The sequence below is a fragment of the Streptomyces sp. NPDC028910 genome (assembly GCF_055564955.1).
This window is the reverse complement of sequence record NZ_JBVHVF010000007.1, coordinates 1-23,256: the sequence shown is the minus strand read 5'-3', so window position 1 is coordinate 23,256 and position 23,256 is coordinate 1. Positions and strand designations below refer to the sequence as shown.

At 71.6% G+C, this 23,256-nt stretch carries 25 protein-coding genes; 4 read left to right on the top strand and 21 right to left on the bottom strand.

The genetic code is table 11. The features are described from left to right. Window positions 1-6: 6 nt before the first annotated feature. From ACZ4TV_RS11845 to ACZ4TV_RS11790, 12 genes are all read right to left on the bottom strand, one after another. Window positions 7-897, bottom strand: a complete 891-nt coding sequence (locus ACZ4TV_RS11845; RefSeq protein ID WP_468133361.1) for an alpha/beta hydrolase family protein — start codon at window positions 895-897, stop codon at window positions 7-9. Between the two features lie 171 nt (window positions 898-1,068). Next, complete coding sequence (gene kynU, locus ACZ4TV_RS11840; protein ID WP_468133359.1) at window positions 1,069-2,310, bottom strand: kynureninase; 1,242 nt, start codon at window positions 2,308-2,310, stop codon at window positions 1,069-1,071. Beyond that, the gene (locus tag ACZ4TV_RS11835; RefSeq protein ID WP_468133357.1) at window positions 2,303-3,151 is read right to left on the bottom strand and encodes a tryptophan 2,3-dioxygenase family protein; all 849 of its coding nucleotides are present in this window, start codon (window positions 3,149-3,151) and stop codon (window positions 2,303-2,305) included. Before ACZ4TV_RS11835 ends, kynU begins: the two co-directional genes overlap by 8 nt. A 166-nt stretch (window positions 3,152-3,317) precedes the next feature. Continuing rightward, on the bottom strand, window positions 3,318-3,731 hold the full coding sequence (locus ACZ4TV_RS11830; RefSeq protein ID WP_468133355.1) for a DUF3151 domain-containing protein: 414 nt from the start codon (window positions 3,729-3,731) through the stop codon (window positions 3,318-3,320). A 134-nt stretch (window positions 3,732-3,865) separates the two neighbouring features. Continuing rightward, complete coding sequence (locus ACZ4TV_RS11825) at window positions 3,866-4,495, bottom strand: ScbR family autoregulator-binding transcription factor (RefSeq protein ID WP_468133353.1); 630 nt, start codon at window positions 4,493-4,495, stop codon at window positions 3,866-3,868. 152 nt (window positions 4,496-4,647) lie between these two features. Next, entirely contained in the window at window positions 4,648-5,670 is a 1,023-nt protein-coding gene (gene fbaA / locus ACZ4TV_RS11820) for a class II fructose-bisphosphate aldolase (protein WP_468133351.1), read from the bottom strand. Between the two features lie 254 nt (window positions 5,671-5,924). Continuing rightward, on the bottom strand, window positions 5,925-6,464 hold the full coding sequence (gene pyrE, locus ACZ4TV_RS11815; protein WP_468133349.1) for an orotate phosphoribosyltransferase: 540 nt from the start codon (window positions 6,462-6,464) through the stop codon (window positions 5,925-5,927). 43 nt (window positions 6,465-6,507) lie between these two features. Beyond that, window positions 6,508-7,296 carry an aldose epimerase family protein gene (locus tag ACZ4TV_RS11810; protein WP_468133347.1) on the bottom strand — a complete coding sequence of 263 codons (789 nt, stop codon included), beginning with the start codon at window positions 7,294-7,296 and terminating at the stop codon, window positions 6,508-6,510. Between the two features lie 33 nt (window positions 7,297-7,329). Further along, window positions 7,330-8,184: an SRPBCC family protein gene (locus ACZ4TV_RS11805; RefSeq protein ID WP_468133345.1), complete on the bottom strand. Its 855-nt coding sequence runs from the start codon at window positions 8,182-8,184 to the stop codon at window positions 7,330-7,332. Window positions 8,185-8,217: 33 nt separating this feature from the next. After that, a complete protein-coding gene (locus tag ACZ4TV_RS11800; RefSeq protein WP_468133343.1) occupies window positions 8,218-9,861 on the bottom strand; it encodes a polyamine aminopropyltransferase in 1,644 nt (547 codons plus the stop codon). A 126-nt stretch (window positions 9,862-9,987) separates the two neighbouring features. After that, complete coding sequence (locus ACZ4TV_RS11795) at window positions 9,988-10,536, bottom strand: DUF2617 family protein (RefSeq protein WP_468133341.1); 549 nt, start codon at window positions 10,534-10,536, stop codon at window positions 9,988-9,990. Between the two features lie 321 nt (window positions 10,537-10,857). Continuing rightward, on the bottom strand, window positions 10,858-11,112 hold the full coding sequence (locus ACZ4TV_RS11790; protein ID WP_468133339.1) for a hypothetical protein: 255 nt from the start codon (window positions 11,110-11,112) through the stop codon (window positions 10,858-10,860). 109 nt (window positions 11,113-11,221) lie between these two features. Between ACZ4TV_RS11790 and ACZ4TV_RS11785 the strand changes: the two genes are divergently transcribed. Further along, the gene (locus tag ACZ4TV_RS11785; protein ID WP_468133337.1) at window positions 11,222-12,418 is read left to right on the top strand and encodes a pyridoxal phosphate-dependent aminotransferase; all 1,197 of its coding nucleotides are present in this window, start codon (window positions 11,222-11,224) and stop codon (window positions 12,416-12,418) included. Between the two features lie 322 nt (window positions 12,419-12,740). On the opposite strand, the gene ACZ4TV_RS11780 is transcribed toward ACZ4TV_RS11785, so the two are convergent. Then, complete coding sequence (locus ACZ4TV_RS11780; protein WP_468133335.1) at window positions 12,741-13,226, bottom strand: prevent-host-death family protein; 486 nt, start codon at window positions 13,224-13,226, stop codon at window positions 12,741-12,743. Between the two features lie 185 nt (window positions 13,227-13,411). Between ACZ4TV_RS11780 and ACZ4TV_RS11775 the strand changes: the two genes are divergently transcribed. Continuing rightward, window positions 13,412-14,602, top strand: a complete 1,191-nt coding sequence (locus tag ACZ4TV_RS11775) for a hypothetical protein (RefSeq protein WP_468133333.1) — start codon at window positions 13,412-13,414, stop codon at window positions 14,600-14,602. Between the two features lie 3 nt (window positions 14,603-14,605). Here ACZ4TV_RS11775 and ACZ4TV_RS11770 read toward each other — a convergent pair whose 3' ends face one another. Then, window positions 14,606-15,142 (bottom strand): type III secretion system chaperone family protein, encoded by a 537-nt coding sequence (locus ACZ4TV_RS11770; protein ID WP_468133727.1) that lies wholly within the window; start codon window positions 15,140-15,142, stop codon window positions 14,606-14,608. A 135-nt stretch (window positions 15,143-15,277) separates the two neighbouring features. Next, entirely contained in the window at window positions 15,278-17,863 is a 2,586-nt protein-coding gene (gene clpB / locus ACZ4TV_RS11765; RefSeq protein ID WP_468133331.1) for an ATP-dependent chaperone ClpB, read from the bottom strand. Window positions 17,864-17,982: 119 nt separating this feature from the next. Between clpB and ACZ4TV_RS11760 the strand changes: the two genes are divergently transcribed. After that, the gene (locus ACZ4TV_RS11760) at window positions 17,983-18,396 is read left to right on the top strand and encodes a pyridoxamine 5'-phosphate oxidase family protein (RefSeq protein WP_468133329.1); all 414 of its coding nucleotides are present in this window, start codon (window positions 17,983-17,985) and stop codon (window positions 18,394-18,396) included. Between the two features lie 134 nt (window positions 18,397-18,530). Here the strand turns inward: ACZ4TV_RS11760 and ACZ4TV_RS11755 are convergent, their stop codons facing one another. Together ACZ4TV_RS11755 and ACZ4TV_RS11750 are read right to left on the bottom strand one after the other, a co-directional pair. Further along, entirely contained in the window at window positions 18,531-18,845 is a 315-nt protein-coding gene (locus ACZ4TV_RS11755) for a (2Fe-2S)-binding protein (protein ID WP_468133327.1), read from the bottom strand. Then, window positions 18,842-19,099, bottom strand: a complete 258-nt coding sequence (locus ACZ4TV_RS11750) for a hypothetical protein (protein WP_468133325.1) — start codon at window positions 19,097-19,099, stop codon at window positions 18,842-18,844. Before ACZ4TV_RS11750 ends, ACZ4TV_RS11755 begins: the two co-directional genes overlap by 4 nt. Before the next feature lie 102 nt (window positions 19,100-19,201). Between ACZ4TV_RS11750 and ACZ4TV_RS11745 the strand changes: the two genes are divergently transcribed. Further along, entirely contained in the window at window positions 19,202-20,311 is a 1,110-nt protein-coding gene (locus ACZ4TV_RS11745) for a helix-turn-helix transcriptional regulator (protein ID WP_468133323.1), read from the top strand. Between the two features lie 71 nt (window positions 20,312-20,382). On the opposite strand, the gene ACZ4TV_RS11740 is transcribed toward ACZ4TV_RS11745, so the two are convergent. The 4 genes from ACZ4TV_RS11740 to ACZ4TV_RS11725 all read right to left on the bottom strand — a co-directional run. Beyond that, entirely contained in the window at window positions 20,383-20,850 is a 468-nt protein-coding gene (locus tag ACZ4TV_RS11740) for a heat shock protein transcriptional repressor HspR (RefSeq protein ID WP_468133321.1), read from the bottom strand. Window position 20,851: 1 nt separating this feature from the next. Next, window positions 20,852-22,036, bottom strand: a complete 1,185-nt coding sequence (gene dnaJ / locus ACZ4TV_RS11735; RefSeq protein ID WP_468133319.1) for a molecular chaperone DnaJ — start codon at window positions 22,034-22,036, stop codon at window positions 20,852-20,854. Between the two features lie 39 nt (window positions 22,037-22,075). Then, the gene (gene grpE, locus ACZ4TV_RS11730; protein WP_468133317.1) at window positions 22,076-22,738 is read right to left on the bottom strand and encodes a nucleotide exchange factor GrpE; all 663 of its coding nucleotides are present in this window, start codon (window positions 22,736-22,738) and stop codon (window positions 22,076-22,078) included. Then, window positions 22,738-23,256, bottom strand: a 519-nt coding sequence (locus ACZ4TV_RS11725; protein ID WP_468133315.1) for an Hsp70 family protein, incomplete at its 5' end; no start/stop codon positions are given. The genes grpE and ACZ4TV_RS11725, both read right to left, overlap by 1 nt.

Sequence of the window (23,256 nt, the reverse complement as noted above, 5' to 3'; positions counted from 1 at the left end):
ATTTCGCTACCAGGCCAGCTGCGCGATCTCCTCCGACACCACCGCGCACGCGTCCGCCGCCGGATCGATGAGCGGGAAGTGACCGACGCCGTCGAGCAGCGTCAGGCCCACCATCTCCCCCGCCTGCGCGGCCGCGGCCACATACGCCTCGGCCACCGCGGGCGGCACCACGATATCGTCCCGCCCCTGCACCACCGCGGTGGCGATCCCGGTCGGCAGCAGCGCCGCCGGATCGGCATGCGGCAGGCGGTCCGCGAAGTGCTCCGCGCCGCCCAGGAGCTGCGCGCTCGCGCCCCCGCAGACCCCCAGCTCCTGCGCCACCGCGAAGTCCGCGATCGGGGCCAGCGCCACCACGCCGCGCAGCATCGGCGGGGAGGGCAGCCTCCACGGGGAGTCGTACGGGAGCACGTGCCGGGCCGCGGCCCACAGCGCGAGCTGACCGCCCGCCGAGTGGCCGGTGACGACGACGCGGCGGACGTCGGCCTGCGGGAGCACGGCGGCGGCCAGCCCCGGGAGGGCGTCCATCGCGGCGGCGACGTCGTCGAAGGTCTCCGGCCAGCGCCCGGCCACCGGGCCCTCGGCGTTCTGGTGCGGGAGGGAACTCCCGCGCCGGTATTCGACGTTCGCCACGGCGAAACCCCGCCGGGCCAGGAAGTCCGCGAACGGCGTGACGTGCTGCCTGTCGTACGGGGCCCGCCAGGCGCCGCCGTGCAGAACCACCACCAGCGGAACGGGGGCGGCCGGATCCCCGGTGGTCTCGCCACGCGGGGCGTAGAAGTCGACGACGTGGTCGGGGTGTTCCCCGTACGCGGCCGTCGCGTCCGGCGCGACCGCCGGGTGGGAGAAGGCCGAGGCGGCCTCGGCGGCGTCCCGTTCCACTGCGGCGGGGTCCGTCATCGGCTCAACCTCTCGGTAACGCGTGGGACAGCGGGGACAGATGTTCCGGTGTTCCGGCAGAGCGGGACCGTATCAGTCCGGAACGGGAGCTTCCGTGCGCGGTCCGGGATGTGGCCGGGCGGACGGAGCCGTAGCCCCGCCCGCCCGTTGACGGGACGTTTCGCTACCGGGTCACCCGAAAATGTGACCCAGCGTGCGCGCTGCGCGCTCGGCGTCGGCGAAACCGACGTAGAGCGGGGTGAACCCGAAGCGCAGGACGTCGGGCGCGCGGAAGTCGCCGATGACGCCGCGGGAGATGAGTTCCCGCATGACCTCTCGGGCGTTCTCGGTGCGCAGCGAGATCTGGCTGCCGCGGCGATCGTGCTCCGCCGGGGTGACGGACTCGACCCGGCCCTGCGGGACGTACGCCGCCACGCATTCGAGGAAGAAGTCGGTCAGGGCGAGGGACTTGGCCCGTACGGCCTCGACCGGGACTCCGTCCCAGGCGTCGAGCGCCGACTCCAGGGCCAGCATCGACAGGATGTCCGGGGTGCCGACGCGCCCGCGGGTCGCGCCCGGCGCCGCCGCGTAGGCCGGGGTCATCGCGAAGGGATCCGCGTGGCCGTTCCAGCCCGGGAGCGGGGAATCGAAGCCGGCCTGGTGTCGGGCGGCGATGTAGAGGTACGCGGGGGCGCCGGGGCCGCCGTTGAGGTACTTGTACGTGCAGCCGACCGCCAGGTCGACGGCGTGCGCGTCGAGGCCGACGGGGAGGGCTCCCGCGGAGTGGCAGAGGTCCCAGACCGTGATCGCCCCGGCGGCGCGGGCCGCCGTGGTGAGGGCGGGCAGGTCGTGGAGCCGGCCGGTGCGGTAGTCGACGTGGTTGAGGAGGACCACGGCGGTGTCCGCGTCCATCTCCTCCGCCGCGTGCGAGGGGTCCACCGGGGTGACGGTCAGGCCGGTCATCCGGGCCGCCGACTGCGCTATGTAGCCGTCGGTGGGGAAGGTGGCGGCGTCGACCAGCATCCTGGTCCGGCCGGCGGCCGCGAGCCGGGCGGCGCCGACCAGGGCCTTGAAGAGGTTGACGCTGGTGGAGTCGCCGACGACCACCTGACCGGGGGCCGCGCCGATGAGGGGGGCGAGTTTGTCGCCGATCCGCTCGGGGGCGGTCCACCAGCCGCTCTCGTCCCAGGAGCGGATGAGGAGCTCGCCCCACTGCCGCCGGACGACGTCGGCGGCGGTGTCGGCGACGCCGGCCGGGAGGGCGCCGAGGGAGTTGCCGTCCAGGTAGACGATTCCGTCGGGCAGGGTGAAGCGCGTACGGAGCTTCGCGAGCTCGTCGGCGGCGTCCAGGGCGTCGGCTCGGGCCGCGAGGCCGGCTCCGTCCGGGGTCTGCGGTATCACGGCGGGTGCCGGCGAGGCCGAGGTGTCAGACATGGCTGCGCGCCGTCCAGAGCTCCGGGAAGACGTTCTTCGTCGCGCGCTTCTCCAGCCAGGTCACGCCGGCCGATCCGCCCGTGCCGGTCTTCGCGCCCATCGCGCGGCGGGTGGCCACCAGGTGGTCGTTGCGCCAGCGCCAGACGAGCTCGGCGACGTCCGTCAGGACCTCGCCGAGGCGGTGGAGGTCCGGGTGCTCGTCCGGGGCGGCGTACAGGGCCGTCCAGACGGCCTCGACCTCGGCGGAGGGCTCGTAGCGCAGCGAGAGGTCGCGGTTCAGGACGGCGTCCGGGACCGGGAGGCCGCGGCGGGCGAGCAGGCGCAGGACCTCGTCGTAGAGGCTCGGCTCGTGCAGGGCCTTCTCCAGCTCCGCGTGGACGCGCGGGGCGCCCCGGTGCGGGACCAGCATGGAGGACGACTTCTCGCCGAGCAGGAACTCCATCCGCCGGTACATGGCCGACTGGAAACCGGAACCTTCGCCGAGGGCCGAGCGGTAGGCGTTGAACTGTCCCGGGGTGAGCTGGGCGAGCGGGCGCCAGGAGGCGTTGAGGGCCTCCAGTTCACGGAGGGAACGTTTCAGCGCGTCCATCGCGACCGGGATGCGGTCCTCGCGCAGGGCCTTCGCGGCGGTTTCCCACTCGTGGACGATGACCGTGAACCACAGCTCCATGACCTGGGTCGTGACCAGGAAGACCATCTCGCCCGGGTCGTCCGAGCGCAGGTGCTGGAGGTGGGTGAGAACGTCCGCCTGGACGTAGTCCTCGTACGGGGTCGTGCCGTCGAAGTCGAGGTTCGGGGTGTCCGACCCGCCGACTCCGGAGGCATCAAGGGTGTTCGACATCGCTGTCTCCTCGACACGTGCTTCCGGGTAGCGGTCCGCTCCTTCCGTGAGGTGAGTGGAGCCCCGGTCCCCTGCCCGCATCATAGGACCCCGCCGCGCCGCGGCTCCAGCGGAGAGTGACGCAGACCATAGATTTACGGTCCGCGTCACTCCCCGCCGTACGGCCTCAGGCGCTCAGCGTGTCCGCCGCCGTCGGGGACGAGTCGCGCAGGAAGGTCGAGCAGCGCTCGTACTCCTCCTTCTCGCCGATCGCCTCGGCGGCGCGGGCCAGGGCGTGCAGGGCGCGCAGGAAACCTCGGTTCGGCTCGTGCTCCCACGGGACCGGGCCGTGGCCCTTCCATCCGGCCCGGCGCAGGGCGTCGAGGCCGCGGTGGTAGCCCGTACGGGCATAGGCGTACGACTCGACCGTGCTGCCGGCGGCGAAGGCCTCGTCGGCGAGGAGCGCCCAGGCGAGGGAGGACGTCGGGTGCGCGGCCGCCACCTCAACGGCGGGGGCGCCCGCGGCGATGGCCTCACGACCCGGCTCGTCGGGAAGGTGAGTGGGGGCGGGACCCCCGAGAAGATTCTGATGAATGGACATGCCCCCAGTCTGCCGCGCAAATCCAGCCCCGCCGCGCAACTCCAGCCCCGCCGGCGTTTGAGGCGCGGGGGTCCGGGGGCAGCGCCCCCGGCAACGGCGCCGCACCCGCCCCCAACCCCCCGGCCCAGGCGGTCTCAGCCGCCCCCGCACGCGCACCCGTCCGCCCCGTGCAACGCCCGCCCCCCGCGACCGGCCGCGGTGTCGAGCCGGGCCGCCACCGCCGGGACCACCACGCCCGGCATCACGCTCGCGTAGAGCGCCGAGACCTCCCGGTCCAGTTCGAGCCCGAGCGTCTGCGACATGACGTTGAGCCCCGCGAAGGAACCGACCACCAGCCGCGCGGGCCCCGAAGGGTCCACGTGCGGGAGCAGTTCGCCGCGCTCCTTCGCCTCCACCATCAAGGCGGTGTGCAGGTCGATCCACCCCTGGTACGGCGCGGCCCGGTCCAGTCCCCGGCCGTTCTGCTCCAGGGTGAGCCGGGCGCTCCCCCGCATCAGCACGTCGTGCCGGAGCCGGTGCGAGAAGATCATGCCGATGTCGACGAACTCCTGCGCCTTCAACTCCTGCGGGACGAAGGGCGCGTGCGCGCTCACCTGGGCGTCGATCACGGCCTGCGCCAGGTCTTCCTTCGAATCGAAGTGGAAGTAGAGCGCACCCTTGGTGACATGGGCGAGTCTGACGATGTCCGTCAGTTTGGCCGCGTCGTAGCCGCGGTCCTCGAACACCACGGCGGCGGCCTCCAGGATCGCCCTGCGCGTTCGCACGGCACGGTCCTGCTTCACCTGCGGTCGTGCAGCCCTCATGTACGCCTCGCCCCTCTCCACGCCCCCGGTCACTGGGCCATACATGCCCCGAAGGGCCCGGACTCCGTCGTGGGACGGGGACCGGGCCCTTCGGGGCGGCCTGCTGCGGCCGACTACTTCAGCTTCGTACCGGTGGAGCGCAGGTTCGCGCACGCCTCGGCGACACGCGCGGCCATGCCGGCCTCGGCGGCCTTGCCCCAGGTGCGGGGGTCGTACTTGGACTTGGTGCCGACCTCGCCGTCGACCTTCAGGACACCGTCGTAGTTGCGGAACATGTGGTCCGCGACCGGGCGGGTGAAGGCGTACTGGGTGTCGGTGTCGAGGTTCATCTTCACGACGCCGTTCTCCAGCGCGGTGGCGATCTCCTCGGCCGTGGAGCCCGAGCCGCCGTGGAAGACGAAGTCGAACGGGGAGGGCTTGCCGTACTTCTCGCTGACACCGGCCTGGAGGTCCTTGAGGAGCTCGGGGCGCAGGACGACGTTGCCCGGCTTGTAGACACCGTGCACGTTGCCGAAGGAGGCGGCCAGCAGGTAGCGGCCCTTCTCGCCCAGGCCGAGGGCCTCGGCGGTGCGCAGCGCGTCGTCGACGGTGGTGTAGAGCTCGTCGTTGATCTCGTGGCTGACGCCGTCCTCCTCGCCACCGGTCGGGGTGATCTCGACCTCGAGGATGATCTTCGCCGCGGCGGCCTTGGCGAGCAGCTCCTGGCCGATGGCCAGGTTGTCGGCCAGGGTCTCGGCGGAGCCGTCCCACATGTGCGACTGGAAGAGCGGGTTCAGACCACGGGCCACGCGCTCGGCGGAGACCTCCAGGAGCGGACGGACGTATCCGTCCAGCTTGTCCTTGGGGCAGTGGTCCGTGTGCAGGGCGACCGTGATGTCGTACTTGGCGGCCACGATGTGCGCGAACTCGGCCAGGGCGACCGCGCCGGTGACCATGTCCTTGTTGTGCTGGCCACCCAGGAACTCCGCACCACCGGTGGAGATCTGGATGATGCCGTCGCTCTCGGCCTCCGCGAAGCCGCGCAGTGCAGCGTGCAGGGTCTGGGACGAGGTCACGTTGATGGCCGGGTAGGCGAACTTGCCTGCCTTCGCCCGGTCGAGCATCTCGTTGTAGACCTCGGGGGTTGCGATGGGCATCTGTCCGCTCCTTGGATGTGCGGGGAGTGTGCTTATTGCGGGCCCTGACCTGGGGGCGACGTCACCGTCGCGCCTATCTTTCCAGACTCCGCGCGAGGGTCCACCCCGCCAGTCGCACGGGGCGGGCCGAACGGCCCGGGATGTTTCACGTGAAACATCCCGGGCGCCGGCGAAAGAGCAGGTCAGGCCCTTCCTGGGAGCTACAGAGGGCCTTCTCCGCCCGTTGCGGCGGTGGCCGGTCGCCGTCCCAGCCCCTAAGACAGGCCGAGGTCCTCGAGGCGGTAGCCGGTGAGGTACGGGAGGCCGGCCTCGGCGATCGCGTCGGCCGCACCGCGGTCGACGATCGTGGCGACGGCGACGACCTCGCCGCCGGCCTCGCGGACGGCCTCGACGGCGGTCAGCGGGGACCCGCCGGTGGTCGAGGTGTCCTCGACGACCAGGCAGCGCTTGCCCTTCACGTCGGTGCCCTCGATGCGGCGCTGCATGCCGTGCGCCTTCTGCGCCTTGCGGACGACGAAGGCGTCCAGACGCTGACCGCGCGCGGCGGAGGCGTGCAGCATCGCGGTGGCGACCGGGTCGGCGCCCAGGGTCAGACCGCCGACGCAGTCGAACGCGAGGTCGGCGGTGAGGTCGAGCATGACCTGGCCGACGAGCGGGGCCGCCTCGCCGTCGAGGGTGATCCGGCGGAGGTCGATGTAGTAGTCGGCCTCCCGGCCGGAGGAGAGGGTCACCTTGCCGTGCACGACGGCCTTGTCCTTGATCTGCTGCAGAAGCGCATCCCGTACGTCACTCATGCCCCTGAGCTTAGGCCCTGTCCGGGCAGGGCCTCATTGCGCGCTAGCGCAGCCGCCGCCAGGTCCACGTCGTGGAGATCTCCAGCGGATCCACCGGGGTGATCAGGCGCGGCAGGGTGTTCAGCCCGTTCGGCGGTCCGGACTGCGGTTCCACGCAGACGGCCTCGGGTTCCTCGTCGTAGACGACCACCCATTCGGCGCGGCTGGTGAGCCGCAGCTCCAGCGCGCCGGGCCAGGTGAGGGTGACGTCGACCCCTTCGGGCATGCCGAAGCAGTCGTCCCAGGGGCCGGGCTTCGGGTCGATGCGCTTGCCGGTGGGCAGGTGGTCGGCGCCGCGCTCTTCCTGCCAGGCGGGGTCGAAGGCGATCTCCACGGCTCCGCCGCCGGTTCCGAGGTCGCGCCGGAACCAGGGGTGCCAGCCCGCCTGGGCCGGAAAGGAGTCCCCGTACGTCTCGATGCCCAGGGTGAGGGTCAGCGCGTCCTCGGCGAGCGCGAAGACCTGGGTGACCCGGCCGGGGTACGGCCACGGGTCGGCGAGGTCATAGGTGAAGGCCGCCTCGGTGGCGGTGGCCCCGGCCGCCCGCCAGGGTGCGTCGCGCCCGAAGCCGTGGAGGGCGTGCGGCGGGTGGTTGACCGGCATCTGGTGGAGGGTCGCCCCGTCGCGGAACTGACCGTTCTCGATCCGGCCGCACCACGGGACCATCGGGAAGGCCCCGTACTTCGGCCCCTGGCGCAGCAGCTCCGTCCCGTCGATGCGCAGGCTGCTGATCCGGCAGCCGTTCTCCTGGTCGACCGTCACCTCGGCGCCGCCGGCGCTCAGTTGCGTACTCATGCGGTCGACCCTAATGCGGGCCGCGCCGGCAGGTCAGCGACGGCGGCGCAGGGCTCGGCCGATGACGACCGCCGAGGCCAGCGCGAGGGCGGCGGCCGGGGCGATCCAGCGCAGGCTGTCGCCGGCGGTGGTGGCGGTGGGCGGGGGAACGGGGGCGTACCGGCCGCGCGGGGGCGCGTGGTCCACCTCCTCCGCGCTGCGGCCGATCATCGTGCGGCGGGCGTGGGCGGCCTCGGCCGGGGGCCGCGGGGCCCCGTCGAAGTCCTCGAAGTCACCGGTGAGGAAGGGATCCAGGGACGGCGGCGGCACATCGGTGTCGAATACGGAGGCGGTGACCTCGGTGATCTCGTCCCCGGGGAAACCCGGGCCCTCCACGTCCGAAGCGTCCTCGGTGTCTTCGGCGTCCTCGGCCACGGCCTCGGCCTCGGCCTCGGCGTCGGCCACGGGGTCACCGGCGACGGCGGACCCGGCGGTCAGCTGGTCCGCGGCCCGGTCCAGCAGCCGCTGTACGGCGCCGGCCGCGGCCTCGGCGCTGAAGGCGGCGGCGCGCCCGTCGGCGGTGGCCGCACCGGTGAAGTCCAGCCGGGTCCCGTCCTCGACCGGGGTCAGCCGCAGGTCCAGGGAGAACGTCACGGTCCCGCTGCCGCGGACCTCCGTGCCCTCGCCGTCGAAGACGAAGTGCCCCGGGTCCCGCTCGGTGACCACCAGGGTCCCCCGATAGGTCACGGTGCTCCCGCCGACCCGGACCTTCAGCCGGCCCGAGAGCGGCCCGGCCTCGGTGTCGGCGTCCTGCTGGAGTCCCGGCACGCAGCGGGCCACGCGGGCCGGGTCGCGCAGCACGGCGCGGAGGTCGTCTGCCGGTACCGGGACCAACACCTGATGCTCCATGCGGTCGAGCCTACCGACGAGAACCGCACCGGGTCACGAATACCGCGGGTGCGGCAGGGTCGACGGGGGAAGTCCGCTCACCCGGGTGCGCTCCGCGTCGCGCGCGGCGTCCTGCAGTGAGCCGGTCGACAGCGAGCGCAGCGCGGGCGTGTCGCGGTCCACGTGCAGTCGGGGGGCCTGGTCACGGGCCGCCAGGACGATGCCCCAGTCCTGCGGCGGTGCTTCGGTCACGCCGAGGGGGGTGCGGTCCGGTCCGGCGGCGAAGCCGGAGAGGCGGCCGCCCGCGCTGTAGGGGGTGGTCAGCAGGCCGGCCGCGCGCAGGGTGGAGTCGACGGTCCAGTAGGTAAGCGGGCGCGTGGCCATCGGTCCGGCGTGTACGGCGATCCGGCCGCCGGGGCTCAGGGCCCGCGCGGCCAGCCCGTAGAACTCCTGCGAGTACAACTTCGTGCTCGGGGTGATGCCCGGGTCGGGCAGGTCGGAGACGATGACGTCGAACCGGTCGCGGGCGGCGGGCCCCCGCAGCCAGCGGAAGGCGTCTTGCGTGACGACGGCCAGGCGCGGGTCCTCGTACGCCCCGGCGTTGAGCGCGGAGAGCATCGGATCGGTGCGGGCGAGCCGGACCACGCCGGGGTCGAGCTCGACGACGGTGACGGAGGCGACGTCCCGGTAGCGGAGCACCTCGCGGGCGGCGAGCCCGTCACCGCCGCCGAGGACCAGGACCCGGGCGTGCGGGCCGGTCATCGCGGGGTGCACCAGGGACTCGTGGTAGCGGTACTCGTCGTAACCGCTGACCCGCAGCCGCCCGTCGAGGTACAGGTCGAGGGAGCGCGGGGAGCCGGTCGGGGGCCCGGTGAGCACCAGCTCCTGCACCCCGGTCCGGACGGCGACCCGCACCTCCCCGCCGTAGACGGCGCGCCGGGCGACCCGCTCGAAGTCGTCCGCGAGGACGGTCGCGGAGGCGAGCACCACCAGGACGACCGCGTTCGCGCCGATCAGCAGCCAGCGGCAGCGCCGGCTCAGGTCGCGGCGGAACAGCCACAGGACCAGCCCGCCGCCGACGGCCGCGTTGACCGTGCCGGTGAGCATGGCGCCGGTGAGCTGGCCGAGCCTCGGGAGCAGCAGGAACGGGAAGGCGAGGCCGCCGACGAGCGCGCCCACGTAGTCGGCGGCGAACAGGTCGGCGACGGCCCCGCCCGCGTCCTGTCTGCGGATGCGCTGGATGAGGGACATGAGCAGCGGGATCTCCGCGCCGATGAGCACCCCGATGGCGAAGGAGAAGGCGACGAGCACGGGGCGGGACTCCCCGAGCCAGGCGAAGCTCGCGTACAGCGCCATGGCCGAGAGCCCGCCGAGGAGGGCGAGCCCGGCCTCGATGGCGCCGAAGCCGAAGGCGGGCCGGTGGCGCAGCCCTTTGGCGAGCAGGGAGCCGACCCCCATGGCGAAGACCATGACGGACAGCACGACCGACGCCTGGGTGACGGAGTCGCCGATGAGGTAGGTGCCCAGGGCGAGCAGCTCCAGTTCGTACACGAGCCCGCAGGCGGCGCAGACGAACACGGTGGCCAGGACGAGGAGTCGGCCGGTCCGGGGCCGTACGGGCAGGGCGGCCGGGACGGTCGCGGCGCCCCGCGGCTCCGGAGCCGGGAGGACCCGGCGCGGGACGGAACGGTCGATCATGAAGCGAACCGTACGTCACCGCCCACTCACATCCGGTCACCCACATGGGTGCAAGTGGCGTACCGATTGGGCCAGTTGGCGCAACCGTGTCGAAGCAGCCACGCCCCCGGGCGCCGGCCCGCCCCGCTACAGCAGCGCGGGCGACTCCACGGCCACCGCTGCCGCGGCTCCCGTCCGCACCCCCACCCGTGTCCGGGTGGCCACCAGCTGACCCTCCTGCGGGTACGCGTGCCAGGTCCGCCAGCGCATCTGTCCCTCGTAATGCTGCGCGAGCATGGCGGTGAAGGCGTGCGGGCTGCCGGGAAAGGTACCCGCTAGCCCGTTCGGGTGGTCGGCCACCAGTGCGAGCAACTCCTGTGCCCGCCCCGCGAAGGACCCGCGGGACAGGGTCTCGACCCGCGCGGCGAACTCGTACTCCCAGTCGCCCACCCGCTTGGCCACGCCGAGCGGCAGCGGCGTACTGCTGCCGGGCATGCAGGCGACCGTCTCCGAGCAGAGCACTTCCCCCTCCTCCAGAAGGACCTGGTGGGAGGCCCCGAGCAGGCGCAACTCCACCTTGGCACCCGACAGTTCGAGGTTCAGTACGGCCAGGGCGGGCAGCCGGTCCCGACCCAGGGCCCAGGCGAGATCGGCGGCACGCGTGTCGGTGTAAGAGGTCTGGAGGGTCGTGAGCATGAGTCGGCTCCGCAAACGCGCGAGGGAGATGGGCCGGGGCCCGCCAGCGGTAGTCAACGGGTGGGGGGACACCGGCACGGGTCCACAGGAAGTCCAGGGAGGCCCGAGGACTGGTCTACTCAACCGAGGGAATCATGAAAGGCACGGCACTCACAGCGTTTTTACCCAACTTGACGGGGTTTACATCCCCCCGGGGGCTCCGCAGTTCACGTGTTCAACCGGTTGCGTCCCGCGCGTCGTCATGCATCGGCGAACGAGAGGGCGCCCGAAGGAAATCGGACCGCCGGGCGCCCTCGTCCGGACGGCGCCGGCTGCCCCGTGTCAGCCGGAACCGCCGCCGCATCCCCCGCCCCCGCCGCCCCCACCGCCACCGCAGGAGGAAGACGAGCCGCCGCAGGACGAGGAGGATCCGCAGCCCGACGACGAGTCACCGCCCGTCCACCAGCTGACGCCGCGGCCCCGGCGACGGGACGAACCCCGCCCCGTGAACGACCGGACCACCTTGGTCACGAGGAAGAACCACACCAACAGCACGACCACGACGAAGACGAACCCCATGTCCGCCGCCTCTCTCACGCCCCGGTCCTCCCGGGGAGCGGGATCCCCGCGTCCCGCGTGAAGGGGGGATGCCCCCTGCCCGCGCGGCCCAAAGCACACTTGAGGAAGTCCAGAGGTAGCCCGCAGGATGGCGCCCATGAGCGCACCCGTGAGCAGCGACCGCCCCTTCCTGAACCGCCGTCTGGCGGCCTTCGGCACGACGATCTTCGCGGAGATGTCCGCGCTGGCCGCCCGCACCGGTTCGATCAACCTCGGTCAGGGCTTCCCCGACACCGACGGCCCGGCGCAGATCGCCGAGGCGGCCTCCCGCGCGGTCCTCACGGGACGCGGCAACCAGTACCCGCCGGGGCCCGGGGTCCCGGAGCTGCGCAGCGCGATCGCCGCCCACCAGCAGCGCTTCTACGGCCTCGGCTACGACCCCGACACCGAGGTCCTGGTCACGGCGGGCGCCACGGAGGCCATCGCCGCCGCCCTCCTCGCCCTGCTGGAGCCGGGGGACGAGGTCATCGCCCTGGAGCCGTACTACGACTCGTACGCGGCCTGCGTCGCGATGGCCGGCGCCGTACGCGTCCCGGTCACCCTGCGCCCGCACGCCGGGGCCTTCGTCCTCGATCTGGACGAACTGCGCGCCGCCGTCACCCCGCGCACCCGCCTGCTCCTGCTGAACACCCCGCACAACCCGACGGGCACCGTCCTCACTGCGGTGGAGCTCGCGGCGATCGCCGAGCTGGCCGTCGAGCGCGACCTGCTGGTCGTCACGGACGAGGTGTACGAGCACCTGGTCTTCGAGGGCGCCCACACCCCCCTGGCGGGCCTTCCGGGCATGCGCGAGCGCACGGTCACGATCTCGTCGGCCGGCAAGACCTTCTCGTTCACCGGCTGGAAGGTCGGCTGGGTCACCGCGCCCCCGGAGCTGGTCGCGGCGGTCCGCTCGGCGAAGCAGTTCCTCACCTACGTCTCCTCGGGCCCCTTCCAGTACGCGATCGCCGAGGCCCTCGCCCTCCCCGACTCGTACTACGACGCCTTCCGCGCCGACCTGGCCGCCAAGCGCGACATCCTCGCCGACGGCCTCACGGCGGCCGGCTTCGAGGTCTTCCGCCCGCAGGGCACCTACTTCATCACCACCGACATCACGCCCCTGGGCGAGAAGGACGGCCTGGCCTTCTGCCGCGCCCTCCCGGAGCGCTGCGGCGTGGTCGCCATCCCGAACCAGGTCTTCTACGACGACACGTCCGCCGGCGCCACCCAGGTCCGCTGGGCCTTCTGCAAGCGGACGGTTGTATTGCAGGAGGCGGTTGAGCGCCTCGGTCGGCTGGCCCGCTGAGAGCGAGCCAGATGGACGTGCGGGCGTGGGGCCCGGCCTTTCAGCCAGCCCCGTGCCGCACGGGAGAGACGAGCTATTCAGTGTCTTTCGGGTGCCGAGTAGACGCGTAGACCAGAACGACGGTCGATGTCTCAGGGCTGACCAGGTAGCGCACCCGGCCGCCGCGACAACGGGTTGGTGCGCAGCGCCTCAAGGCAGCGGTGGGCACTGGGCAGAGCCGCGCGGCACAGCTCCTCCCACCCCGTCACCGCATCGGTTGTCCCAAAGACGACGTTCCATCCGCTCAGCGGCGGAACGCGGACCCGATCGCCCTTCTTCGGGCTCACCCGCCCACCTCGACCGGACCCAGGTCCTCCCCGTCGAGCGGACGCAGCGCTTCCTTGAGCTGATCCGGATCAGCGTTGATGCGAGCCGTCGCCCGCCAGGAAACGAGCGCGCGGTGCACGTCTTCCCTGGCACCCAGTTCTGCCGCATCGGAAAGTGCTTCCAGGAGTTCCACGGTGAACGCGCGCATCTCTTCGTCGTCCAGATGCCGCACCCACGGGAAGACTTCCGGCAGCGCCAGCAGTAGCGACCGGGCTCCGTCATCGTGCTTCATGAGCGCGAGGAAGAGCCGAGACGCCGTCGTGAGGTTCTCCTCGGTGCGCTCCGCGTGCACGGCAGTCGTCAGCACCATGTCGGGCGCGTCCCGATGGGTGACGCGCAGAGCGCCGAGAGCGGCAGCCCGGGCAGCTACGGCCTTCGGGTTTCTCGACAGATCGGTGAACGAAACCGACTCGGGTTCGGCTCCCAGGTAAGCAAGGCTCATACTCAGACTGTACTCAGATTGTGTTCTGAGTACCAGGGGTGCTGGGCGCTCCGTGCACCGGCCCCGGCCACCGCTTGTGGTTGCGGGGTGGCTGAGGCCGGTGTGAAGCTGACGTTCGTACACGTGCCCGAAGCCCTCACGATCGGGTGAGCGGACGACCACCGAGAGCCGGAAAGTCGGGATACATGGCAACGGGCAGAGCGACCGTGTCCGCGTCGCCCTTGGAGATGCGCGCGGTCCGGGCCGTCCGGTCGGCCGCGCCCACGACGGTGCTCGCGCTCGGGGTGTTCGCCGCCGTACGCGGCGGCGGGGTGCTGGTGCTCGCCCTCGGGTCCTGGTGGGCCGGACGGGATCCGCTGCGGGTGCTCGGCAGGTCCTGGGACTCCTCCTGGTACCTCGGGATCGCCGCCAACGGCTACGGGCGGACCCTGATGTGGCCCGACGCCCTCACCGGCACCGGGCCCGTACAGAGCGACTACGCCTTCTTCCCGCTCTACCCCACGCTCATACGGGTCGTCTCCGGCATACTCCCCGGCGGGCTCGTCCCCGCGGCCCTCCTCGTCGCCTGGGTCTCCGCCGCCGTGGCCGCCCTCGGGATCTACCGCGTCGGGGAGCGGGTCATCGGGCCGCGCGCCGGGCTGCTGCTCGTGGGCCTGTGGGCGGCGCTGCCGCACGCGGTGGTCCTCACCCTCGCCTACACGGAGGCGCTGCTGGCCGCCTTCGCCGCCTGGACGCTCTACGCCCTGCTGCGCGGCCGCTGGATGTGGGCCGCCGGCCTCGCCGTGCTCGCCGGACTGACCCGGCCCACCGGGCTCGCCGTCGCGGCCGCCGTCTCGGCCATGGCCCTGTACGCGATCATCGTACGAAGATCCCGCGCGCCCGAGGTGTGGGTGGCCGGGCTGGTGGCGCCGGCGGGCTGGGCGGCGTACGTCCTGGCCGTCGGGGTGAGGATGCGCGACCCCCTCGGCGGCTACTTCGCGGTGCAGCGGAGCTGGGGCTCCCGGTTCGACTTCGGCGGCGGGGCGCTGCGCTCGGCCGAGCGGGTCCTGACCGGCGGACACGTGCCGCTCGCCACCACCGTGACCGTCGTCCTGCTGGCCGCCGCCGGGCTCCTGGCGGTGCTGCTGGTACTGGACCGCACCCCGCTGCCCCTGCTCGCGTACACCGCGGTCCTGCTGGTGATCGCCTTCGGCGGAGCCGGTTTCTTCGAGTCCAAGCCGCGCTTCCTGCTGCCGGCCTTCCCGCTGCTCCTGCCGCTGGCCGCCGTCATGGCGAAAGCCCGGCCGCGCACCGCGGTCGTGGTGACCGCGGTGGTGGCCGGGCTCGGTTACGGCTACGGGCTGTACTTGCTGCTGGTCGCCCGCGTCCCGCTGTAACGGCTAGTTGGTGCCGTTGCCGTCGTCGTCGCCGTTGGAGTCGATCTCCTTCTCCAGGCCGAGCTGCTCGACGAGCCACTTGTCGAATTCGATGGACGCGCGGACCCAGCTGACCGTGGAGGACACGAAGTGCTCCAGGCTGACGCCGGTGCCGATCAGCATCTGCGCCTCACCGATCAGGCGGACCGAGCCGTCGTCGTGGGTGTGGCTGTAGACCTTGGGCCACAGGGTGCGGCGGTTCCAGTCGTCGATCGACTCGAGGAGCTGGGGCTTCTCGTCGATCTTGTGCGGACGGTCGTAGAAGGTCCGCACGGAGAAGACCTGCTGCTCGTCCTCGCCGCGGAACATGAAGTACGTGCGGAACTCCTCCCACGGCGCCGCGAGGTCACCCTCGTCATCGACGACGTACTTGAGCTCCATCTGGTCCAGCAGCTGCTTGACGAGGTCCTGGTCGGGGACGACGGGGCCCGCCGGTCCTGTGGCCTGCGGTTCGGGCTGCTGCCCTCCGAAGTTCGGAATCGAGGCCGGGTCGATGCTCACCGTGTACTTCCCTTCGTGCGGATACATGCATCCTCCCCCATGTCGCCCACCCCGTGTCCAGCCCAGGCTCACCCGATCCGCTGCGGGCGGACACGGGGCGGGCCGGGAGCGGACACGGGGCGGGCCCGGGTCCGGTCAGAGGGCCTTGCCGACCAGCAGGTCCTCGCCCGCCACGTCGACCCGCACGGTGTCGCCGTCCCTGACCTCGCCGGACAGGATCTCCTTCGCCAGCCGGTCGCCGATCGCCGTCTGGATCAGGCGGCGCAGCGGCCGGGCGCCGTACGCCGGGTCGTTGCCCTTGTCCGCCAGCCAGGCCAGGGCCTCGGGCGTGACGTCCAGGGTCAGGCGCCGGTCGGCCAGCCGCTTGGCGAGACGGCCGATCTGGAGCCGCGCGATGTGCGCCAGCTCGTCCTCGGTCAGCGCGGAGAAGACCACCAGGTCGTCGAGGCGGTTCAGGAACTCCGGCTTGAAGCTCGCCCTGACCAGCTGCAGGACCTGCTCCTTCTTCTGCTCCGCCGGGGTCACCGGGTCCACCAGGAACTGCGACCCCAGGTTCGACGTCAGCACCAGGATGGCGTTGCGGAAGTCCACCGTCCGGCCCTGGCCGTCCGTGAGGCGGCCGTCGTCCAGGACCTGGAGCAGGATGTCGAAGACCTCGGGGTGGGCCTTCTCCACCTCGTCCAGCAGCACCACGCTGTACGGGCGCCGGCGGACCGCCTCGGTCAGCTGGCCGCCCTCCTCGTAGCCGACGTAGCCGGGCGGCGCGCCGACGAGACGGGCCACGCTGTGCTTCTCGCCGTACTCCGACATGTCGATGCGGACCATGGCCCGCTCGTCGTCGAAGAGGAAGTCGGCGAGCGCCTTGGCCAGCTCCGTCTTGCCCACGCCCGTCGGGCCGAGGAAGAGGAAGGAGCCGGTCGGCCGGTCCGGGTCGGCGATGCCGGCGCGGGTGCGGCGTACGGCGTCCGACACGGCCCGTACGGCCTCCGTCTGGCCGATCAGGCGGCGGCCCAGCTCGTCCTCCATGCGCAGCAGCTTCTGCGTCTCCCCTTCCAGGAGCCGGCCGGCCGGGATGCCCGTCCAGGCCCCGACGACGTCCGCGATGTCGTCGGGGCCCACCTCGTCCTTGACCATGGTGTCCCGGGCGGCTTCCTGCTCCGCCTCGGTGGCCTCCGCCAGCTCGCGCTCCAGCGCCGGGATCTCCCCGTAGAGCAGCTTGGAGGCGGAGTCGAAGTCGCCGTCGCGCTGGGCGCGCTCGGCCTGTCCGCGCAGGTCGTCCAGGCGCTCCTTGAGCTCACCGACCCGGTTGAGGGACTGCTTCTCCTTCTCCCAGCGGGCGGTCAGGCCCCGCAGGTCCTCCTCCTTGTCCGCGAGGTCCTTGCGGATCTTCTCCAGGCGTTCCAGGGAGGCCGGGTCGGACTCGTTCTTCAGCGCCAGCTCCTCCATCCGCAGGCGGTCGACCGCGCGCTGGAGCTCGTCGATCTCCAGCGGCGAGGAGTCGATCTCCATGCGCAGCCGGGAGGCGGCCTCGTCGACGAGGTCGATGGCCTTGTCGGGGAGGAAGCGGGAGGTGATGTAGCGGTCGGAGAGGGTCGCGGCGGCGACGAGCGCGCTGTCGTTGATGACCACCTTGTGGTGCGCCTCGTAGCGGCCCTTGAGGCCGCGCAGGATCGCGATGGTGTCCTCGACGGACGGCTCGGCCACCAGCACCTGCTGGAAGCGCCGCTCCAGCGCCGGGTCCTTCTCGATGCGCTCGCGGTACTCGTCGAGGGTGGTCGCGCCGACCATGCGCAGCTCGCCGCGGGCCAGCATGGGCTTGAGCATGTTGCCCGCGTCCATGGCGGAGTCGCCGCCGGCGCCCGCGCCGACGACCGTGTGCAGCTCGTCGATGAAGGTGATGATCTGGCCGTCGCTGGACTTGATCTCGGCGAGGACGGTCTTCAGCCGCTCCTCGAACTCGCCGCGGTACTTGGCGCCGGCGACCATCGCACCGAGGTCGAGGGCGACGAGCCGCTTGTTCTTCAGGGACTCGGGGACGTCGCCCTTGACGATGCGCTGGGCCAGGCCCTCGACGACGGCCGTCTTGCCGACGCCGGGCTCGCCGATGAGCACCGGGTTGTTCTTCGTACGGCGCGAGAGCACCTGTACGACGCGCCGGATCTCCTGGTCACGGCCGATGACCGGGTCGAGCTTGCCCTCGCGGGCGGCCGCCGTGAAGTCGGTGCCGAACTTCTCCAGCGCCTTGTACTGACCCTCGGGGTCGGGGGTGGTCACCCGTCGCCCTCCTCGCGCGTTCTCGAAGGCGCCCAGCAGCTTCTTCGCGCTGGCCCCCTGGGTGGAAAGGACCTCACCTGCCGCGCCGCCCTTGGCGGCGATGGCGATGAGCAGGTGCTCGGTGGAGAGGTACTCGTCGCCGAGCTTGCCGGCCTGGGCGTCGGCCTCGGCGAGTACGGCGAGCAGCTCGCGGGTGGGCTGCGGGGGCGCGACCGTGGAGCCGGTGACGCTGGGGAGGGCGGCGAGGAGCCGCTCCGCGCCGCTCCGTACGGCGGCCTGGTCGGCGTCGGCGGCGACCAGCAGGTCGATGACGTTCTCGTTGTCCTCGCCGGCGAGCAGGGCCAGCAGCAGGTGCGCGGGGGTCAGATCGGCATGGCCGTCCTTGACGGCCCTGCTGGTGGCCGCGTTCAGCGCGTCCCGGCTCTTGTTGGTCAGCTCGGCGTCCACTGCGTCTTCTCCTCTCCGGAGGGCGTACAGAACTCGGTCTGACAGAGTCAGCGTATGCAAAGTTGAGTCTATTCCACTCAAGGCAGTGCGGGACACAGCGGAGCCGTACCCTTCGCCCCATGTCCCATGACGTACTCAATCCGACGCCCGAGTACCTCGCCTTCTGGCGGGAGCGGCACGTCTGCACGCTGACCACCCCGCGCCCCGACGGCACGCCCCACGTGGTGCCGGTGGGCGTGACGTACGACCCGGAGGCCGGGCTGGCGCGGGTGATCAGCAACAAGCACAGCAAGAAGATCCGCAACATCCTGGCGGCGCAGGCCGTGCACCCGGGCGGGGCCCGGGTCGCGGTCTGCCAGATGGAAGGGCGCCGCTGGGCCACCCTGGAGGGGCGCGCGGTGATCCGTACGGACGAGGCGTCGGTCGCCGAGGCGGTGGCGCGCTACGCGGAGCGGTACGGGCGGACGCCGTCGCCCAATCCCGACCGAGTGGTCATGGAGATCAGCCTGGACCGGGCCATGGGGCGCGCCTGAGCCGTTGATCCTTCATCTTGTCCGGTTCACGCACTGGACGCGGACATCACAACGGCGCCATCGTGGTCAGGTCCACGATGGCGCCGTTGTGTGGGGGTAGCGCCTGAGCGATCTGCAACGACGGGGGAATCGCTTCAGGCACTGCGGGGGGTGGCGGTGGTGATATCGGGTTCGAAGAGCTGGTGGTCGCGCTGATCGAGGTTGACGAAGACCATTCCGTAGCGCACCTCGCAGCGGACGGGCTGCGGCGCGCCCCGCGGGCGGCGCAGGCACCGGTAGGCGCGTACGTCCTCGTCCTCCTCGCGCGCGACGACGATCGGTTGGCCGAACAGGGTGACCATCAACGAGTCGCCAGGGTGGGGGATGGCCGTGGCGAGGTCGATGAACTGCCAGCCCGAGCGGTAGGCGGAGGCCATCTCGCGGCGGAAGCCGCGGTCGTCGGGCGTCATGCCGACACCGTCACAGGAGCCTCGGTCCAACCGGTATCGGACTTTCCGCCGAGCTCACCGCTGGTCCAGCCGGTGTCCGCGTACTTCCCCACGGGCGCTGTGGTCCAACCGGTGTCGAACTCCGTGCTCGTCAGGCTCGTTCCCTGACCGTCCCTAGCGCTCCCCGCGTCACTTTCGACGGCGCTGACTGCCCCAATAACCGCAACGGCGGAGAAAACTATGGCAAGCACCGAGCGAAGCATTCTCTCGTTCATGGTCGGCTTCGTCCTCACTTGATGGAATCCTCTCCCCCGCGTGTCAGACGATGGCTCATTCAGGCACGTCAATGCCACAGGGACGATGCATCATGTTCTTGCATGTTCAGGACCCTGGGGGGTGGAGATTTGACGCGAAACGAGACAAAACCGACACATCCCCACCCCGTCACGTCCATGTGCACCGAGGGAACGCGGCTCTACGCGACGGCACTGAGCACCGGCCGGATCGCCCGGGGCGAGATCCAGAACGCCCCCTGCCTGCTGGAATTCGCCCTTCTGCAACCCGACCCGGATGACGCGAACCAGCTCCGTCCGGTTCCCCCGTCCGTCGCATTGGCTCAACGGCTGCACCCGATTGAACGCGAGATCCAAGACCGCCGGCGCAGCGCTGTAGATCTCACCGACACTTTCGAGCCTTTCCTGGCCATCAGCGCACAGAGTCCGGCCAACACCCACGCCATCACGGTGCTGGAGGGTTTCGAGCGCATCAACGCCGCCCTGAACCTCGCGACCGCCGAATGCCACACCGAGGTGCTGACGGTCCAACCGGGCGGCGCCCGGCCCTCCGTGGCCCTCACACAGGCCCTGGAACGGGACCAGCCGCTGATCGACCGCGGGGTCAGCATACGGACCCTCTACCAGCACACCGCACGGCACAGCCAGGGCACGCTCGCCTACGTGGACCGGATCTCCACCGGGAAGGTGGAGATCCGCACCCTGGAAGAGCTGATAGAGCGTCTCATCATCTTCGACCGCACGGTCGCCTTCATCCCGGTGAGCGACGACCGCCGGGTCGCGCTGGAACTGCGCCATCCGGGACTGGTCGACTACCTCATCAAGGTCTTCGAGCAGCTGTGGCACCGCGCCGTGCCCCTGCAGGAGGAAGTGACGTACCGGCGCACCCCCGGCGGGATCACCGGCGTGCAGCGGACCATCGCGCAGCTGCTCGTCGAGGGGCACGTCGACGAGGCCATAGCCCGCCGCCTCGGCATGAACGTCCGCACCTGCCGCGCCCACATCGCCAAACTCGCCACCACCCTCGGCAGCGGCAGCCGCGCCCAGCTCGGCTACCTCATCGCCCAGTCCGGCATCCTGGGCGGGCCCTCCGCCCCGGACGGGGACAGGGACTGTGAGGGCGACCGCGACCAGGACCCGGAGCAGGACCAGGAGCAGGACCAGGAGCAGGACCAGGCCCCGCAAGGGCTCTAGAAAGCCGTCAGGCCCCGCCCTGGGCGGGGCGGAGCCTGTCGGTGAGCGTGAAGACGAGCGGAGCCGCCCGGTCAGTCCAGCGGGCGCTTGGGGGCGGGCCGCCACACCACGAGCGCGTTGCCCGGCTGCGGGGGCTGGTACGGGACCAGGTCGCGCCGGTACGAGGCGTGGACCTGGGCCTCGCGGGCCCGGAGGGTGGCCGCAGCGCCGTCGACCGCCGCGGAGAGCTCGGCCACGCGCTGCTGGAGCGCGGCGACCTGGTTCTCCAGCTCGATGATCCGCTTGATCCCCGCCAGGTTGATGCCCTCGTCCTGCGACAGCGCCTGCACCGTGCGGAGCAGTTCGATGTCACGGGCCGAGTAGCGCCGGCCGCGGCCAGCCGTACGGTCCGGGGAGACCAGGCCGAGACGGTCGTACTGGCGCAGGGTCTGCGGATGCAGGCCCGAGAGCTGGGCGGCCACCGAGATCACGTAGACCGGAGTCTCATCGGTGAGCTGGTACCCGTTGCCCAGACGTGACGTGCGTCGGCGGCCGTCCATGTCATGCTCCCTTCGCGGACTCGAACAGCGCGGAGCGCGGGTCCTGCGACTCCGTCGCCTCGCGGTACATCTCCAGTGCCTCGCGTGCCTTGTCCGACAACTCGGTCGGGACGGCGACCTCCACCGTCACCAGCAGGTCCCCGCGGGTGCCGTCCTTGCGGACCGCGCCCTTGCCGCGGGCCCGCATGGTGCGTCCGTTGGGAGTGCCCGGCGGCAGCTTCAGCGTCACGGAGGGGCCGTTCAAGGTCGGGACCTTGATGTCGGCGCCCAGCGCCGCCTCCGCGAACGTCACCGGCACGGTCACGGTCAGGTTGTCGTCCTTGCGGCCGAACACCGGGTGGCTACCGACGTGCACGACGACATAGAGGTCACCGGCGTGACCGCCGCGCTCGCCCGGCGCACCCTTGCCGCGCAGCCGGATCCGCTGGCCGTCGGAGACGCCCGCCGGGATCCGGACCTGCATCGTGCGGGAGCTGCGGGCGCGCCCGCTGCCCTTGCAGACGTCGCAGGGGATCTCCGCGATCAGGCCGCGGCCCTTGCAGTCCGCACAGGGGTCGGTCAGCGAGAAGCCGCCGCCACTGCCGCGCGAGACCTGGCCGGTGCCGACGCAGGTCGGGCACACCCGGGGTGTGCCGTTCTTGTCGCCGGTGCCCGAACAGGCCTTGCAGGGTGCCTGGGAGGACATCCGGAGCGGGACCGTGGCCCCGTCCACCGCCTCCGTGAAGGAGAGGGTGACCTCCGACTCGATGTCCTGGCCGCGGCGCGGCTGGGTACGGGCTCCCGCACCGGCGCCGGCGCCGCGGTTGAAGAGGCCGCCGAAGACGTCGCCCAGGCCGCCGCCGAAGCCGCCGGCCCCGGCGCCGCCCTGCTGCGTGCCCCCGAAGAGGTCGCCCAGGTCGAAGTTGAACGAGCCGCCGCCCCCGCCCGGCCCGGGGCGGAAGGCACCGTTGCCGAAGAGGGTGCGGGCCTCGTCGTACTCCTTGCGCTTCTTCGGGTCGCCGAGGATGTCGTTCGCCTCGGAGATCTCCTTGAAGCGCTCCTCGGCGGAGGCGTCGCCCTTGTTGGCGTCCGGGTGGAACTCGCGTGCGAGCTTCCGGTACGCCTTCTTGATCTCGGCCTCGGTCGCGTCCTTCGGGACACCGAGGACCTTGTAGTAGTCCTTCTCGACGAAGTCCTTCGTGCTCATCCCCGGTGTCCCTCCTCTCGTGCCTCTACTTGTTCGACATCAGCCCTTGTCGGGGGCATCCGCGTCCTTGTCCGACGGCGCTTCGCCTTCCGCCGACTCGGACTTGGGGGCCGCGCCCGGCTGGGGCTCGGCCACCGCGACCCGCGCGGGACGGATCGTACGCTCGCCGATCCGGTACCCCGGCTGGAGGATCGCCACGCAGGTCGTCTCGGTGACGTCCGGCGCGTACGAGTGCATCAGGGCCTCGTGGATGGTCGGGTCGAAGGGCTCGCCCTCCTTGCCGAACTGCTGGAGGCCCATCTTCGCGGCGACCGTCTCCAGCGATTCGGCCACCGACTTGAAGCCGCCGACCAGCTCGCCGTGCTCCCGCGCCCGGCCGATGTCGTCCAGGGTCGGGAGCAGCTCCGTCAGGAGGGACGCGACCGCGATCTCCTTGACGGTGATCCGGTCCCGCTCCACCCGGCGGCGGTAGTTCTGGTACTCCGCCTGGAGCCGCTGGAGGTCCGCGGTGCGCTCGGAGAGCGCCGTACGGGCCTGGTCCAGCTGCGCCAGCAGGGCTACGTCCTGTCCTGCGGACTGTGCGTCCCCGGCCGGGGCCGCCGCCTCCTCCTTGGCGGGGTCGGCGGCCTTCGGCTCAGCGTCGTCCTGAGCGGCGTCGGGGACATCGGGCTTCTCGTCAAAACCCGGGGTCTCCTCCGACATCAGGCAGCGCCACCCTTCGGCTTCTCGTCGTCGACGATCTCGGCGTCGACGACATCGTCGTCGGCCTTGGCCTGAGCGCCGTCACCCGCGGCCGCACCGGCGGCACCCTGGGCGGCCTGCGCGTCGGCGTAGATCGCCTGGCCGAGCTTCTGGCTGACCGCGGCGAGCTTCTCGGTCGCGGTGCGGATCTCGGCCGTGTCCTCGCCCTTGAGCGTCTCCTTCAGCTCGGCGATCGCGGTCTCGACCTCGGTCTTGACCTCGGCCGGGACCTTGTCCTCGTTGTCCTTGACGAACTTCTCCGTCTGGTAGACGAGCTGCTCGCCCTGGTTGCGGGACTCGGCGGCCTCGCGGCGGCGGTGGTCCTCCTCCGCGTACTGCTCGGCCTCCTGGCGCATGCGGTCGACCTCGTCCTTGCCGAGCGAAGAGCCGCCGGTGACGGTCATCTTCTGCTCCTTGCCCGTGCCGAGGTCCTTGGCCGTGACGTGCATGATGCCGTTCGCGTCGATGTCGAAGGAGAC

Excerpts from the sequence above, each read along its gene's own strand:
- ACZ4TV_RS11845 (WP_468133361.1), bottom strand. The coding sequence starts at position 897 with ATGACGGACCCCGCCGCAGTGGAACGGGACGCCGCCGAGGCCGCCTCG.
- kynU (WP_468133359.1), bottom strand. The coding sequence starts at position 2,310 with ATGTCTGACACCTCGGCCTCGCCGGCACCCGCCGTGATACCGCAGACC.
- ACZ4TV_RS11835 (WP_468133357.1), bottom strand. The coding sequence starts at position 3,151 with ATGTCGAACACCCTTGATGCCTCCGGAGTCGGCGGGTCGGACACCCCG.
- ACZ4TV_RS11830 (WP_468133355.1), bottom strand. The coding sequence starts at position 3,731 with ATGTCCATTCATCAGAATCTTCTCGGGGGTCCCGCCCCCACTCACCTT.
- fbaA (WP_468133351.1), bottom strand. The coding sequence starts at position 5,670 with ATGCCCATCGCAACCCCCGAGGTCTACAACGAGATGCTCGACCGGGCG.
- pyrE (WP_468133349.1), bottom strand. The coding sequence starts at position 6,464 with ATGAGTGACGTACGGGATGCGCTTCTGCAGCAGATCAAGGACAAGGCC.
- ACZ4TV_RS11810 (WP_468133347.1), bottom strand. The coding sequence starts at position 7,296 with ATGAGTACGCAACTGAGCGCCGGCGGCGCCGAGGTGACGGTCGACCAG.
- ACZ4TV_RS11805 (WP_468133345.1), bottom strand. The coding sequence starts at position 8,184 with ATGGAGCATCAGGTGTTGGTCCCGGTACCGGCAGACGACCTCCGCGCC.
- ACZ4TV_RS11800 (WP_468133343.1), bottom strand. The coding sequence starts at position 9,861 with ATGATCGACCGTTCCGTCCCGCGCCGGGTCCTCCCGGCTCCGGAGCCG.
- ACZ4TV_RS11795 (WP_468133341.1), bottom strand. The coding sequence starts at position 10,536 with ATGCTCACGACCCTCCAGACCTCTTACACCGACACGCGTGCCGCCGAT.
- ACZ4TV_RS11785 (WP_468133337.1), top strand. The coding sequence starts at position 11,222 with ATGGCGCCCATGAGCGCACCCGTGAGCAGCGACCGCCCCTTCCTGAAC.
- ACZ4TV_RS11780 (WP_468133335.1), bottom strand. The coding sequence starts at position 13,226 with ATGAGCCTTGCTTACCTGGGAGCCGAACCCGAGTCGGTTTCGTTCACC.
- ACZ4TV_RS11775 (WP_468133333.1), top strand. The coding sequence starts at position 13,412 with ATGGCAACGGGCAGAGCGACCGTGTCCGCGTCGCCCTTGGAGATGCGC.
- ACZ4TV_RS11760 (WP_468133329.1), top strand. The coding sequence starts at position 17,983 with ATGTCCCATGACGTACTCAATCCGACGCCCGAGTACCTCGCCTTCTGG.
- ACZ4TV_RS11755 (WP_468133327.1), bottom strand. The coding sequence starts at position 18,845 with ATGACGCCCGACGACCGCGGCTTCCGCCGCGAGATGGCCTCCGCCTAC.
- ACZ4TV_RS11750 (WP_468133325.1), bottom strand. The coding sequence starts at position 19,099 with ATGAACGAGAGAATGCTTCGCTCGGTGCTTGCCATAGTTTTCTCCGCC.
- ACZ4TV_RS11745 (WP_468133323.1), top strand. The coding sequence starts at position 19,202 with ATGTTCAGGACCCTGGGGGGTGGAGATTTGACGCGAAACGAGACAAAA.
- ACZ4TV_RS11740 (WP_468133321.1), bottom strand. The coding sequence starts at position 20,850 with ATGGACGGCCGCCGACGCACGTCACGTCTGGGCAACGGGTACCAGCTC.
- dnaJ (WP_468133319.1), bottom strand. The coding sequence starts at position 22,036 with ATGAGCACGAAGGACTTCGTCGAGAAGGACTACTACAAGGTCCTCGGT.
- grpE (WP_468133317.1), bottom strand. The coding sequence starts at position 22,738 with ATGTCGGAGGAGACCCCGGGTTTTGACGAGAAGCCCGATGTCCCCGAC.